General features: G+C 61.8%; 15 protein-coding genes. 8 read left to right on the forward strand and 7 right to left on the reverse strand.

Annotated elements, in window-relative coordinates; translation table 11 throughout:
* The first annotated feature begins 4 nt into the window (after positions 1-4).
* From mvaD to R3E82_13990, 3 genes are read left to right on the forward strand one after another with little or no spacing between them, the layout of a single operon-like run.
* A complete protein-coding gene (mvaD, locus tag R3E82_13980; protein ID MEZ5552000.1) occupies positions 5-946 on the forward strand; it encodes a diphosphomevalonate decarboxylase in 942 nt (313 codons plus the stop codon).
* On the forward strand, positions 943-1896 hold the full coding sequence (locus tag R3E82_13985; protein ID MEZ5552001.1) for a hypothetical protein: 954 nt from the start codon (positions 943-945) through the stop codon (positions 1894-1896). The genes mvaD and R3E82_13985 overlap by 4 nt, the downstream gene beginning before the upstream one ends.
* Positions 1871-4138, forward strand: a complete 2268-nt coding sequence (locus tag R3E82_13990; protein ID MEZ5552002.1) for a hydroxymethylglutaryl-CoA reductase, degradative — start codon at positions 1871-1873, stop codon at positions 4136-4138. The genes R3E82_13985 and R3E82_13990 overlap by 26 nt, the downstream gene beginning before the upstream one ends.
* Positions 4139-4206: 68 nt before the next feature.
* Here the strand turns inward: R3E82_13990 and R3E82_13995 are convergent, their stop codons facing one another.
* The 3 genes from R3E82_13995 to R3E82_14005 form a co-directional block, all read right to left on the reverse strand.
* Positions 4207-4875, reverse strand: a complete 669-nt coding sequence (locus R3E82_13995) for a hypothetical protein (protein ID MEZ5552003.1) — start codon at positions 4873-4875, stop codon at positions 4207-4209.
* Between the two features lie 133 nt (positions 4876-5008).
* Complete coding sequence (locus R3E82_14000) at positions 5009-5440, reverse strand: OB-fold domain-containing protein (protein ID MEZ5552004.1); 432 nt, start codon at positions 5438-5440, stop codon at positions 5009-5011.
* Positions 5437-6612 carry a lipid-transfer protein gene (locus R3E82_14005; GenBank protein MEZ5552005.1) on the reverse strand — a complete coding sequence of 392 codons (1176 nt, stop codon included), beginning with the start codon at positions 6610-6612 and terminating at the stop codon, positions 5437-5439. Before R3E82_14005 ends, R3E82_14000 begins: the two co-directional genes overlap by 4 nt.
* A gap of 133 nt (positions 6613-6745) precedes the next feature.
* On the opposite strand from R3E82_14005, the gene R3E82_14010 reads away from it, so the two are divergent.
* Positions 6746-7018 carry an Lpp/OprI family alanine-zipper lipoprotein gene (locus R3E82_14010; GenBank protein MEZ5552006.1) on the forward strand — a complete coding sequence of 91 codons (273 nt, stop codon included), beginning with the start codon at positions 6746-6748 and terminating at the stop codon, positions 7016-7018.
* Positions 7019-7021: 3 nt separating this feature from the next.
* Here the strand turns inward: R3E82_14010 and R3E82_14015 are convergent, their stop codons facing one another.
* Positions 7022-7921: a L,D-transpeptidase family protein gene (locus R3E82_14015; protein ID MEZ5552007.1), complete on the reverse strand. Its 900-nt coding sequence runs from the start codon at positions 7919-7921 to the stop codon at positions 7022-7024.
* Between the two features lie 203 nt (positions 7922-8124).
* Between R3E82_14015 and R3E82_14020 the strand changes: the two genes are divergently transcribed.
* Complete coding sequence (locus tag R3E82_14020; protein ID MEZ5552008.1) at positions 8125-8961, forward strand: MaoC/PaaZ C-terminal domain-containing protein; 837 nt, start codon at positions 8125-8127, stop codon at positions 8959-8961.
* 5 nt (positions 8962-8966) lie between these two features.
* A complete protein-coding gene (locus R3E82_14025; protein ID MEZ5552009.1) occupies positions 8967-9356 on the forward strand; it encodes a hypothetical protein in 390 nt (129 codons plus the stop codon).
* 12 nt (positions 9357-9368) lie between these two features.
* Here R3E82_14025 and R3E82_14030 read toward each other — a convergent pair whose 3' ends face one another.
* On the reverse strand, positions 9369-10697 hold the full coding sequence (locus tag R3E82_14030) for a HAMP domain-containing sensor histidine kinase (protein MEZ5552010.1): 1329 nt from the start codon (positions 10695-10697) through the stop codon (positions 9369-9371).
* Positions 10690-11406, reverse strand: coding sequence for a response regulator (locus R3E82_14035; GenBank protein ID MEZ5552011.1), 717 nt, complete (start codon positions 11404-11406; stop codon positions 10690-10692). Before R3E82_14035 ends, R3E82_14030 begins: the two co-directional genes overlap by 8 nt.
* 154 nt (positions 11407-11560) lie before the next feature.
* Here R3E82_14035 and R3E82_14040 point away from each other — a divergent pair, with 154 nt between their 5' ends.
* Together R3E82_14040 and R3E82_14045 are read left to right on the forward strand one after the other, a co-directional pair.
* Entirely contained in the window at positions 11561-12055 is a 495-nt protein-coding gene (locus R3E82_14040; protein MEZ5552012.1) for a Spy/CpxP family protein refolding chaperone, read from the forward strand.
* Positions 12024-12503: an isoprenylcysteine carboxylmethyltransferase family protein gene (locus R3E82_14045; protein ID MEZ5552013.1), complete on the forward strand. Its 480-nt coding sequence runs from the start codon at positions 12024-12026 to the stop codon at positions 12501-12503. Before R3E82_14040 ends, R3E82_14045 begins: the two co-directional genes overlap by 32 nt.
* A gap of 33 nt (positions 12504-12536) precedes the next feature.
* Here the strand turns inward: R3E82_14045 and R3E82_14050 are convergent, their stop codons facing one another.
* Entirely contained in the window at positions 12537-13418 is an 882-nt protein-coding gene (locus R3E82_14050; protein MEZ5552014.1) for a DUF4111 domain-containing protein, read from the reverse strand.
* Positions 13419-13435 lie beyond the last annotated feature (17 nt).

The raw sequence follows: 13435 nt of genomic DNA on the forward strand, positions 1-13435 counted from the left end.
CGGCATGAGCACGACGGCGTGCGCCCACCCCAACATCGCCCTGATCAAGTACTGGGGTAAGCAGGCGGGTGCCGGCAATCTGCCGGCATCCCCTTCGCTGTCGATCACGCTCGATGACCTGACGACCACCACCCGGGTGGAGGAAGCGAAAGAAGACCGGATCCTGCTGAACGGTGAGTCCACCAGCGACAGCAAGATCCTCGGATTTCTGCACACGCTGCGGCAGCGCTACACCGTGCCCAAACTCCGGATCGAGACAAAGAACAACTTCCCGACGGCTGCCGGACTTGCCTCCTCCGCCTCCGGATTCGCCGCCCTGGTTACCGCAATCGACGCCCACTGCGAACTGGGTATGAGCGACACAGTGCGTTCGGGTTTCGCGCGACAGGCTTCCGGATCCGCCGCACGCTCGATATTCGGGGGTTTTGTGGGCCTGTGCGGGCCTGACTGGGTCGCACAGCCGGTGCTCGGCCCTTCCGAGTGGCCCCTGAAGGTGGTCATCGCCGTCACGGATGAAGGCCGCAAGCCGGTTTCTTCGACCGAAGGCATGCGGGCTGCAGAAGCCACCTCACCCTACTTCCCTGCCTGGGTGTCCAGCACCACCGACGACTACCAGGCGGCACTGGCGCTTGTGGCTGCCAGGGACTTCGTTGCCCTCGCTGAGCTCGCTGAAGCCAGCTGTCTGAAAATGCACGCACTGATGCTGAGCACGCGACCGCCGATGATCTACTGGCGGCCAGCTACCCTCGCCTGCATCGAAGCAGTGCGCAATCTGCGTGCGGAGGGTACCCGGGTCTTTTTTACCATCGATGCCGGTCCGCAACTCAAAGCGGTATGTCTTCCCGAAGCCGCCGGTGCGGTGGAGCGCGCACTGAGCGCAGTTTCCGGTGTGCTCTCAACCCGGGTGGTCGGCCTTGGCGGGGGCGCCAGGGTGGTTCCTGCTTGAATCGTTTCGCCGCACCCGGTAAAGCCGTTCTGTGGGGGGAATACGCCGTGCTGGACGGCGCACCCGCGATGGTGATGGCCGTCGACCGCTACGCCCTGTGCACCGTCGAGCCCAGATCGGCCGACTGGCTGTGCATTGCCCGGGGCATGGAGGGCCGGGTGCGGCTGAACTGCGAAGCGCTGCTCAGCCAGCCTGTTGCGGCGGAAAGTCCCGCCGGTGTCGTCACTGCCGCAATCAGAGCCCTGGCTGTCTCCGCGCTGCCTGCAGGGGCAGCAGTGACCACCGACACCGGATCCTTCTACTCCGACGGCAATAAACTGGGTATCGGCTCGAGTGCAGCCATCTGCACTGCGACCTGTGCCGCACTCGCCAGCTTCCTCGACGCGCCGTTCAGCTACGCCACCGCACTGCAGGCACACCGGCTGCTGCAGGGCACCCAGGGCAGCGGGATCGACGTCGCCGCCGCCTTCCATGGGGGCCTGCTGCGGTTCCAGAATGGCACCGCCACCCCGGTCGGCTGGCCAGACGGCCTGCACTACCAGTTCGTGTGGACAGGCAACAGCGCCCGGACCACAGACCATCTGGGCCGTTTCCGGGTCTGGAAGGCCGGCGGGGACCAGCAGCCGCTCGCGGAACTCAGAGCTGCCAGCGAGGCACTGTTCACAAATCCTGAGATGGCGGCCCTGCACCACTACCGACTCACCCTGCGGCGCTTCGACGCCGCCGCTGAGGTCGGCATCTACACCGGCCCCCACGAGCACCTCGACGAACTTGCCATTACCAGCCAAGTAGTCTACAAACCCTGCGGCGCCGGAGGGGGCGACATCGGAGTCGCCTTCAGCCGGGATCCGCAGGCCCTGCATCACTTCCGCAAGCTTGCCGAACAGAATTCTTTCAAGACTCTAGCGTTGGAGATTGCTGACCATGGCGTCCAGCCAACCAGCCAATAGCGGCTCCCGGATACCCAATTTCTTCAGGATGACCATCGCCGAGCGGATTGCTGCCCTGCGCGAACGCGGCCTGCTCAGCGAAGAGGACGTCCGCGCGCTGGCCACCTCCGACCATACCCTGCGCCTGCCGGTGGCAGACAAGATGATCGAGAACGTGGTGGGCGTGTTTGGCCTGCCGATGGGCCTGGCACTGAATTTTCTGGTGAATGGCCGGGACTATGTGGTGCCACTCGTGGTCGAGGAACCTTCGATCGTCGCCGGGCTCTCGGGCGCAGGTCGCCTGGCCCGACTGGGTGGCGGCTTTCACGCCGAGAGCACGGATCCCATCCTGATCGGCCAGGTTCAGACAGTGAACGTTGCCGATCCGGTGGTTGCCCGGAACCGCCTGCTCGAGCACCGCGAGGACATCCTCGCCCTCGCCAACAGCCTGCACCCGAAGATGGTGGCCCGGGGTGGCGGTGCGCTCGACGTTGAGGTGTATCTGCACAAGGCGCCCGAAGACGGTCGGGACATGGTGGTGCTGCACCTGCTGGTGGATACCCGCGACGCCATGGGTGCAAATCTGGTCAATACCATGTGTGAAGGTATCGCCTCTCTGGTGGAGACCATCACCGGGGGCAAAGTCTTCCTGCGCATTCTCTCGAATCTCACCGACCGGGCGATATCCCGGGCCAGTGTGCGCATCCCCTGCAAAAACCTCGAAGGCAAGGGCTTTACCGGCGAAGAGGTGAGAGACGGCATCATCCTCGCCAACGACCTCGCTGTGGTGGATCCTTATCGGGCAGCAACCCACAACAAAGGCATCATGAACGGTGTCGACGCCCTGGCAATCGCCACCGGCAACGACTGGCGCGCCATCGAAGCCGCCGCCCACGCGTACGCCGCCCGGTCAGGCCGGTACAGCGCACTGACCCGCTGGTACAAAAACGAGCAGGGTGATCTGGTCGGCGAGATCGAAATTCCGATGAAGGTGGGCACCGTGGGTGGCAGCCTGGAAACCAATCCCAGTGTGCGCATCAACCATCGTCTGCTCGGCTCACCGAATGCACCGGAGCTTGCCGCAATCATGGCAACGGTGGGCCTCGCCCAGAACTTCGCGGCTCTGCGGGCTCTGTCGACAGACGGCATCCAGCAGAATCACATGACCCTCCACGCACGCAGTGTCGCCAGCTCCGCCAAAGTACCGGAAGATCTCTTTGATGACGTGGTCGATGCGCTGATTGAAAGCGGCGAGATCAAAGTCTGGAAAGCCCAGGAAATCGTCAAGAACCTCGCGCGCAGAACTGTGCTGCCCGAACACACGGAACGCAGCTCCGCCTGCGGCAAGATCATTCTGCTGGGCGAACACGCGGTGGTGTACGGCAGACCGGCGATCGCTCTGCCCATTCCGCTGGCGGTGGAATCTCTCGTCCGCAAGGGCGGCGAGGGTATCAATCTTGTCATCCCGCGCTGGGGTCTCGAGCAGAAAGTGAAAGCCGGGAGCGGCCAGGGATTGAGCGGCATTCTGCATACGGTGCTTGCACAACTGCAGCTCGATCAGCAGAGCATGACCATTGAGGTGATACCGCACGTGCCCCGGGCGATGGGCCTGGGTGGATCTTCGGCGCTGGCTGTCGCGATCATCCGTGCGGTGGATCGGGCCTACGAACTCAAACTGGACAGCGCCGCCATCAATCGCCTGGCTTACGAGTGCGAAAAAGCCGCCCATGGCACACCGTCCGGTATCGACAACACCATCGCCACCTACGGCACACCGCTGGTCTATCAGCGCCTCAGTCAGCAGGATGGTGAGAGCGGAGACGTGCAGGCGAGATTCGACAGCCTGCGCATCAACGATCCGGTACAGCTGGTGGTGGGTATCACGGGCAAGGAAAGTCTAACCGCAAATACCGTGGCCCGTGTCCGCAAAGCGTGGCAGAACTATCAGTCACGCTACGACGGCATCTTCGACCAGATTGCCGCACTCACCGGCGCCGGCATCGACGCACTTCGCGACGGCCATTTCCAGGAACTCGGCGAGCTGATGAACCTGTGTCACGGCTATCTGAACGCTCTGCAGCTTTCTACACCCGAACTCGAAGAACTGGTACACATCGCCCGTGCCAACGGTGCTCTGGGTGCCAAGCTCACCGGTGGGGGCGGCGGCGGATCCATGATCGCGCTGTGCCCTGACACCCAGGATCGGGTGGCGACGGCCATGGAGAACGCCGGTTACCGGACGCTGAAGGTCACCGTGGGTTGAACTGAAGCTCCCGCGTGTGCAGCACGCTCAGGAAGGCGCACGCCTGCAACACCGCGCACGACACAGAATCAGGCATCGACAAGTTTCAGGTGCGAGATATCGGGATTGACCGCCGCGACAGACCTGCGCAGCTCACCCAGATCTGCGCCGACTTCCGCCACCTCGAAATGAATGTCCGCCAGATTCACAACCGGCTGTACGCTCTTCTTCGAACCCAGATCCGCACCCCGCTCCGCCAGATCGAAGTTCACATCCGGAATATCTGCTGCAGCACCGGGCCGCGGCTCGCTAATCAGGGCTCCGGGTTCCGCTACCGCAAAATCCGGCGCTTCGATTGCGGCAGCGGGTACGGCAGGCGGCACAACGTAGTCCACCGCGACAGACAGACTGGATTCGTATGAAGCTGTAGCTGACGAGGGTGCATCATCTGCTGGAGATTCGGCGGGAACTTCTGCAGCGTCATCGGCCGAGGGGTCGTTGCGTACCGCTGCTTCAACCGACGATGCTTCAACCGGCAGCAGCCTCAGCCGTGCACCGGCCTTCTGAAACAATGCCTGATAGCGGCTCGCGGTTTTCTCATCGGCATCCCGCTTCAGCACGACAGCCTTGCCGGAAAACAGGGCCTCGCTCTTCTCATCGCTGAGTTTCAGCGCTTGTGCAATTCGCTTGCGAACCACAGCAGGGTGCTGCCCTTCGAGCACCTCTCCACGGAACACGAGTCGAAATCGGTCATCCATCGGGAAAATACTAGCGCAGCGTTCACTGTTTTTCAGATTATTGCGTCTCAAAACGCCTGTCGGCAGACTCCGCCATCGTGCCATGGCCTGTGATCAGCTCGGCCACGGGGAGAATGCCGCCTGGTGCACCGTCCTACACCGTCACTTGGAGGCGCCACTGCAGCAGTGTGAATTCCCCCGCCGGATGGTGCTCGAACACCCCCTGGACCTGTGCACCGATCGGCACCACCTGCCGGGGATCTCCCAGCAGGTTGCCGACCACACGGACATCATCCGCCTGGGGCAGGCGTACCAGTACGATCAGATAAGGTCCCTGCGCCTGGAGGGCTGGATGGACAGGATGCCAGACCCGTTCGAAACTGTAGATGTTGCCGATCGGGTCAACGGGCTGATAGTCGAGATCGAAACTGAGACAGCGGTGGCATAACCATTCCGGCCCCCACTGGAAACGCTGACAGGAACGGCAACGCTGCAGGCACAGGGTTTCCCCGCGCAGACCCTCCCAGTACGGCCCGTCCAGTGCGTCGGCTGCCGGCGCGGGGAGTCCTGCATTCAGATAGCTCACAGTGTCGCCTCCCGCCCGAAAATACAGGCACTCACCGGAGTGACCATGGGCCCGGAAATCACCATGGAAACCTCGGCATCAGTCACCTGATTGGTGGATTCCCCGCGCAACTGGCGCACGGCTTCGATGTTGAGACCGAGTCCGTGCATATAGCATTCCGCAAGATTTCCGCCGCTGGTATTCAGCGGCAGCGAGCCACCGGCTGCGAGCAGCCGATCCTTCACAAAGAAATCATTGCAGGCATCCGGTGCACAGAAACCATGTTCCACAATGCTCATCAGCACACCGCCGGTGAAGTTTTCGTAGCTCTGCAGTACGTCGATGTCAGCGGGGCCGACACCGGCCATTTCATAAAGCCGAGGCGCAAGTGTCTTGAAAGACGAAGTCGCGTAATCGGGCGCGTTGTGCACCGGCGCACCCGCACGATGCTGCGATCCCGCGACCGCACCCAGCAGGTACACGGGCTTTTCGAACTGCTTCGCTTTTTCTGCAGAGACGACAACCATCGCCGCTGCGCCATCGTTTTCCTGGCAGCAGTCGTACAGATGAAACGGCTCCACGATCCAGCGGGATGCATCGTAGGTGGCTTCGTCCAGGGGTCGACCGTGCGTGATCGCGCGCGGATTGTTCTGTGCGTGTTCGTATGACGCCAGTGCGATTGCCCGCAGCGCGCTCTGCGATACCCTCTGTTCGTGCATGAAGCGCTGCACCTTCATTGCAAACATCTGCGCCGGAGACATGAGGCCGTAAGGTACGGTGTGGGCAAATTCACCGCTGATGGTATTACGCCGGGGTCCCTGCCCGAAACGGCCGAACTGTCCCTGAGCCAGGGCACGCAATACCACCACACAGTCCGCCATTCCGGTTGCCACTGCCGCCGCGGCATTCGCCAGTGCAGCAGAGCCGCCACCCCCGCCTCCGCCCCACTGCATACAGGCAAACCGCAGCTCATGGCAGCCCAGGGCGGCCGACAATCTCGAGGGATCACTGCGGTCGTTGCTGAAGGATGAAAAGCCGTCGATAGTCCGGGGGTCGATGCCCGCATCCTGGCAGGCGGCCAGCACGGCTTTCAGGGCCAGTTTGATCTCCGCATCCGGCGCTTCACCGCGTTTGAAGTAAGCGGTTTCCCCGACCCCGACAACGGCTACCGAACCCCTGAGTGAGCGGTTCATACTGCCTCCTTTATTACCAGTCGCCAGGGAATTTTCCGTCTGAGAACAACGAAATATGCCTACAAGCCTCTTTAATTTCTCTACAACTATGGTAGGGTGCGCCTGCCCTGTTAGTCAGCATGAGAGACCTTAAGTGAAAAATCTGTTCTTAGCCCTAACCGCGGCCCTCCTGTTTACCGGTTGCGCGTCCACATCGGATATCAACTCCATGAAGGATCGCCTGACTGCACTCGAGAGCCAGGTATCTGCCGCCGCTAACGCGGCCAACGATGCTTCCGCAGCAGCTCAAAGCGCCAGCCGCAATGCCAGCGCCGCCCAGTCTGCCGCAGAACGCGCGTTGAACGCAGCGAACGAAGCCAACGAGCGCGCCAAGCGCATGGCTGAGACCTGCTGCGCACGTAAGTAATCGTCAGATTCTGACCGGTACACCGGTCAGGCTTTCGAGAGCGACGTCGACGAGCTGCCAGTCAAGACTGGCAGCTCGTTCTTTTACCAGTTTCCCCACCTGCTCCCGCCGTTCCGGCACGCTGCCTTCCACAAACAGCTCCCGGTGGCTCTCCAGATAGAACTCGTCGTAACGCGTCCCCACCTTCACAGGCTGGTTCACAATCGTGACCCTCGTGCCTCTGGATACGAATTCTGACAGCGTCAGGATGTGTTCATTGTAGAGGCGGATACAGCCAAGGCTGACCTGCTGGCCAACACCGAAAGGCTTGTTGGTACCGTGGATGAAGTAACCGGGAACAGCCAGTTGCAGTGCCAGCGGCCCCAGCGGATTCTCCGGGCCCGGCGGCACCACCTGCGGCAGGATGTCTCCCCGCTCGGCATGCTCCCTGCGCGCGTCGGCGGTCGGCGTCCAGCTCGGTTCCGCGATACGGGTCACCACCCGGGTTTCGATGAGGGGTGTCGGAAACTCGGTACGGCCGATGCCCACCGGGTAGGTGATCACATGATCGGCCCCGGGTGGGAAGTAGTACAAACGGTATTCGGCAAGATTGATCACAATTCCTTCACGCGGCGCATCGGGCAGCACGTACTGAGTCGGCAGTTCGATTTCTGTCCCATCCCCGGGTATCCAGGGATCCACGCCGGGATTCGCATCGATGAGTTCCTGGAATCCCAGACCATATTGCTCGGCGATCGCCGCGAACGTGCTGTCGTAGGTCAGCCGCAGCCGGGTGACAGCGCCAATCACGTTGTCACCATTTTCGGGTAACTGATAGGCGGCCGCCCAGGTCGCGGGACTCACCGGGAAAAGGCTCAGGAGCAGCAGCCAGGCAGGTGCAAAGCGGCTCAGGGGGTGATTCATCTATCGCTCGTCTGTAGTCGATCAAGAGTAAATGCGCCGGCGGGGTGCAGATCCAGCAGATTCGGCGCTCCAGCTGCCGCTGTCCGCCCTCGCAAAGCGCGCCAAGTGTATCTCAACTGACAACAACCGCCCATCCGCTGGCATCGGCTTGCGGGCATGCGCTACATTACCCGGCCTGCTCACTCGATATTAAGGATGCACCTGTGCCTATCAATCCGAATGCCGTCGGCGCCGTCGGCACACCCGTGAAGCGCAAATGGACCTCCAAAGACGCTCTGCTGTACGCCGTGGGTGTTGGCGCCGGTACCGATGAACTCCAGTTCACCACGGAGAACACCCGGGATCTGCCCCAGAAAGTGCTGCCGACCTTTGCCGTGATCATCGGCGGTGGCGGCGTGCCGATGGGCGAGATCGGTTCGTTCAACCCGGCACTGATGGTGCATGGGGAACAGTCCATCGAACTTTACGGTGAGATTCCGCCCGACGGCGAAATCGAAAGCGTCGGAAAAATCACCGGCATCTATGACAAAGGGTCAGCGGCCGTTGTCGAGTTCGAGTCGACGTCCACCAACGTGGCGACCGGCAAGCCTCTGCTCAAGACCAGCATGAGCATGTTCTGCCGCGGTGAAGGCGGCTGGGGTGGTGACCGGGGGCCTGCGGAAAAACTGCAGTTTCCGGAGCGGCCCGCCGACCATACCGTGACCTACAGGACACGCGAAGATCAGGCGCTCATATACCGGCTCTCCGGCGACCGTAATCCACTGCACTCGGATCCCTCGTTCGCCGCCATGGGGGGTTTCGATCGTCCGATCCTGCACGGGCTGTGCAGCTGGGGTTTCACCGGCCGAGCCCTCCTCCACACGCTCTGCGGGAGCGACCCGTCGCGCTTCAAGAGCATGAAGAGCCGGTTCTCCAAGCCGGTACTGCCCGGTGACACACTGACAGTCTCGATGTGGGTGGATGGCAACAGGGCGCTGTTCCGTACCACCAATCAGAACCAGGATGTGGTGATCGACCAGGGTCTGTTCACCTTCGCGTAGCGATCATGAGAATTCTCAGAGTAATTCTGGTGATACTCGCCGGTCTGCTGAGTGCACCACTCACAGACCTGCTCGGTATCTACTGGATGGGCCTGGCACCCGCTGACCTCGATCTCACCGGCAGCTACTATCTGTCCGTGGTGATACCCACCGTACTGTTCCTGCATCTGCTGATGGCAGTGGTGCTCTGGAAGCTCTTCGCGCGGGAGCCAACCCGCAATCCCGTCATTTACGTTGCAACCCATGTTATCGCCCAGGCGGGGATGCTGAATGCATTCGGCAATCCGACTGCCGATATCGCGACCTACGCCACCATTGTGCTGCTGTCCGGCGGGGCGGTGATGGGGCTGTTCCGCTACTACCTCTGGTGTCCGCACTGCGCACTGGCTGAGTAGTCCGGTGTGCGGTTAAGCCGCCGGGTTGCACCCAAGCTCTACCCGCACCGTGAATCCGTCGTCCGCATCCACGAAAGACAGAGTGCCGCGATGACGACGGATCACGTTGCTGGCGATGGCGAGACCCAGACCGCTGCCCCCGGTATCCCGGCTCCGGGAGCCCTCGAGCCGCACATAGGGCAGCAGAACCCGGGTCCGCTCCGTATCCGGAATACCCGGTCCGGCATCCACCAGATCGACGCGGATCATCAGTCCCACCTGAGACAGCCTGACCCGTACGGAATCACCATAGCGCAGCCCGTTGTCGAGCAGATTCCCGAAGGCCCGACGCAGGCCGACAGGCTGACCGGTGACCACCACATCATCCAGCCCTTCCCAGGTGGCGGATTTGCCAGCGTCGCGCGCATCATCCACCAGGGATTGCAGCAGGGAAGAGACATTCACCGGGATCGGCTGCTCATCGCTGGCGTCTTCCCTGGCAAAGTCCATGGCTTCATCCAGCAGCTCACAGATGGCGGCAACATCCTGTCCCGCTCGTGCGCGCTGGTGTTCGTCTGCAATGGCATCCATCCGCAGGCTGAGACGGGTGACCAGGGTGCGCAGATCGTGAGAGAGAGCACCGAGCATCAGACGACGCTCATCAAGAAGGCCGCTTACCCGCGCCTGCATGGCATTGAATGCTTCCGTAAGACGCCGCAGCTCCTTCGGTCCCGCCTCATCAACGGGCAGCAACCGGGACTCACGACCGACCCGGTCCGCCGCTTCGGTAATTTTCGGCAGTGCCCGACTGAAGCGACGGGTCGCGAAAAGCACTATCAGCATCACCAGCCCGCCGAGGATGGACGTCCCGAAGACGGCCGCCAGAGTATGACCCTGAGTCACACCCGGCGATCCGGCACGGATCCGCAGCCAGCTGCGATCACCGAGCTGCATCTGTACCACCAGTTCGGGCGCATGGGGTCGACTCGTGTACCAGAGCCGGGTCGCAGCCGCGCGCGCGCCCACATCTGCAGGTATGCCGTTGTCACTCCCCTTCAGCATGGCGACTACCGCCACACGCACTTCGTCACTGTGCGGCCAGATCCGCTCCGGTGACTGCAGCGGTTCCTGGACGTACACCAGGCTGAACAGCGGCGTCTGCAGCATCTCCAGCAGCTCCGGATGTGCTCTGAGACTGGTGTGAATCGACAGCGCCCGCTCGACCGTCGCCATGGCGAAGGCATTTGCTTCGGATACCATTTTTTCATGGTTATAGAACAGCAGACTGCCGACATGCAGGCACACGAACCCTGCGACGATGCCCCAGGCTATCCGCGCGAAGGAACGGCCGGCTTCAGTCACCCTGCACCTGCGTCGCAAGCACATAGCCACCACCACGCACCGTCTTGATCAGTTCGGGATCACGCAGCTTGCGGCGCAGTCTGCTGATCTGCACATCGATGCTCCGATCGAAGGCATCCGCCGGGCGTCCTTTGGTGAGTTCGAGCAGACGCTCGCGACTGAGGATGGTCTGCGGATGCCGCACCAGGGCCAGCAGCAGATCGAACTCTCCGCCACTCAGGGAGACCAGCACACCTTCCGGATCGAAGAGCTGCCGCCGCCCCGGCGCCAGCCTCCAGCCTGAGAATGTGTATCGATCCACACTGTCCGGGCGGTGCACGGCTATCCGGTCCGAACTGCGCCGCAGCACCGCGCGGATTCGGGCAAGCAGTTCACGGGTCGAAAAGGGCTTCACCAGGTAATCGTCCGCACCCATCTCCAGCCCGACCACCCGATCGCTTTCCCCGGCCAGTGCGGTGAGCAGAATGATAGGCAGATTCCGTTGCGCGCGGATCTCACGACACAGGGTAAGGCCATCTTCACCCGGCAGCATGATGTCGAGGAGCACGATGTCCGGGGAGCCGGTTTCCAGCAGGCGGCGCATCCGCGCGCCGTCTCCGGCTGTCAGCACTTCCAGCCCATAGCCGTCCAGGTATTCACGCACCAGAGAGCGGATCTCCGCATCGTCATCGACAAGGAGTACACGAATCCTGTGCTCTGCACCGTTCATGGTGCCATTATAGGCACCCCGACCGGACTACCCTGTTACAGCCTGTTGCGGGATGCGGCTTCTGCAACCTGTTGTTACAAAATGTCTCGCGCCGGAGATGATCCGGCGCCGCCGGATCGGGATCCTAGTGCCTCCTCACAAGCGGACTCTCAACATGATTATTCGCAACCTTTTCCTCAGCGTTCTGATCAGCCTCACACTCCTGGCCACACTCGGTGCCGTGCTCGCCAGTACCTTCCTCCCCGGCACAGCCATTGCAGCCTGGCACGGTGGCGGCACCAGCCATTCTGCCCTGGATCGGGGTGCTGCCAGCGAGATCGGCGAACACTGCGATCGTCTGGATCCTGTGGGCGTGCAGCTGCTGGAGGCATACCTGATCGTCGCCCTGGATCTGAGCGACGCGCAGCGCACCACCCTGGCGCCCGCGATCACGGTGATCGACGAATGGCGCAGCGGCATGCAGCAACGCTGCGAGGGGCTGAACGTCACCGATGCTCCCAGCGCCCTGAGGGAAATGGCGGGGGCAATGACAATAACCCAGACTTCCATGACGGCTCTGGTACCGGCCTTCGATGCGTTCTACGCCTCCCTCACACCGGCACAGCAGACGCTGCTGAATGATCAGATCAACCATCGACGCGGAGGCTGAAGTGACCCCGCCGAAGATTCTGCCACCCCATTATTTCGTGGTGGCACTGCTTGCGATGATCATAATCGGTTTCACCACAGCAGGCAGCCTGCTGCCTGCCCCGTGGTTTCTGCTCGGCATCCTCCCCATCGGGCTGGGCATCGGGCTGGCGGTGTGGGGTTCGCGCCTGTTTGCAGAAGCCGGGACCAACATCATCCCTTTCACCGAATCGACCGCGCTGGTGACCAGCGGCGCCTTTGCCTTCACCAGAAACCCCATGTACAGCGGCATGATCCTGACCCTCGCGGGAACCGCGCTGCTGCTCAACAATCCGCTCTGCTGGCTGGTACTGATTCCCTTCGTGCTGATTCTCCAGTTCGGCTTTGTCCGCCATGAGGAGAAACTTATGGCCCAGACCTTCGGTCAGGCGTACCTCGACTATCGGGCGAAGGTAAGACGCTGGCTGTAGGGGATCGCGCAGATTGCTGAGGCTGCGGCCCGATCAGACAGCACACTCCTGCACCATGGCATCCGCCATGTTCCTGCAACAGGCAGCAAACGCGCGTGTTGCTGCCTCATCCTCCGGGTCGGGTGGCATGGCTGCCTGTTCGGCATCACCTTTGCGCAGCGAAAGTGCACGGACAATCAAACCCTGCCAGGAGGGATCCAGTGCAGCCTGTGCCCACCCCATCGCCTCTTTTTTTGACGTCACCTGGCCGGTTGCCATGGTGTGCAGGATGCGACAGAACAGGCCGACCCAGAAAGCCTGGTAAGCAAACATGGGCATCGACAGACCTGAATCGATGGCGATATCCATGGTTTCCCGCACCTCCGCCTGCAGATCATGAGCTGATACCGGGTCAATCAGACTGGCAATGTCAGGACCACTCAGGCGCACGCCTTTTTCCCGCAAGGTCCAGCGGACCACCTGACTGTTGTCATGTTCTGAGCGAATCAGCGTATTGGATCCATGATTCAGATACCAGAATGGGTAACAGCGGGCGGGCACCCCATCCATGCCGGGATCTCCCCAATCCGCATCGCGCGGTTCTCCCGGCGGATCCCTTGGCTCAACCGTCCAGCGGCGCAATATGTCTTTCGGCGCATAGGACCCCTCGAGGTTGACCGGCCAGTAGGGGTGAGGCAATCGCTGAAGGTCTTTATGCAGCTTCTGCAGAGCGGTGAGCTCACTGTCTGAAAGGTCATCGCCCGCGATGACAATGAAGTCGCAATCGGAAAACTCGCTGAAATCACCAATGGCAAAGGAACCCTGCAGATAGGCGCCGACAAAATTACTGCGCAGAACGTCCTGAACCCCCGAGACCAGATAGGTGAGTACCTGGTTGAGTTCGTCGTACGGCGTGGCTTCGAGAATTCCGGACATGAGACACCCGAACACTC

This window comes from Pseudomonadales bacterium (genome assembly GCA_041395945.1).
Taxonomy (GTDB): domain Bacteria; phylum Pseudomonadota; class Gammaproteobacteria; order Pseudomonadales; family Azotimanducaceae; genus SZUA-309.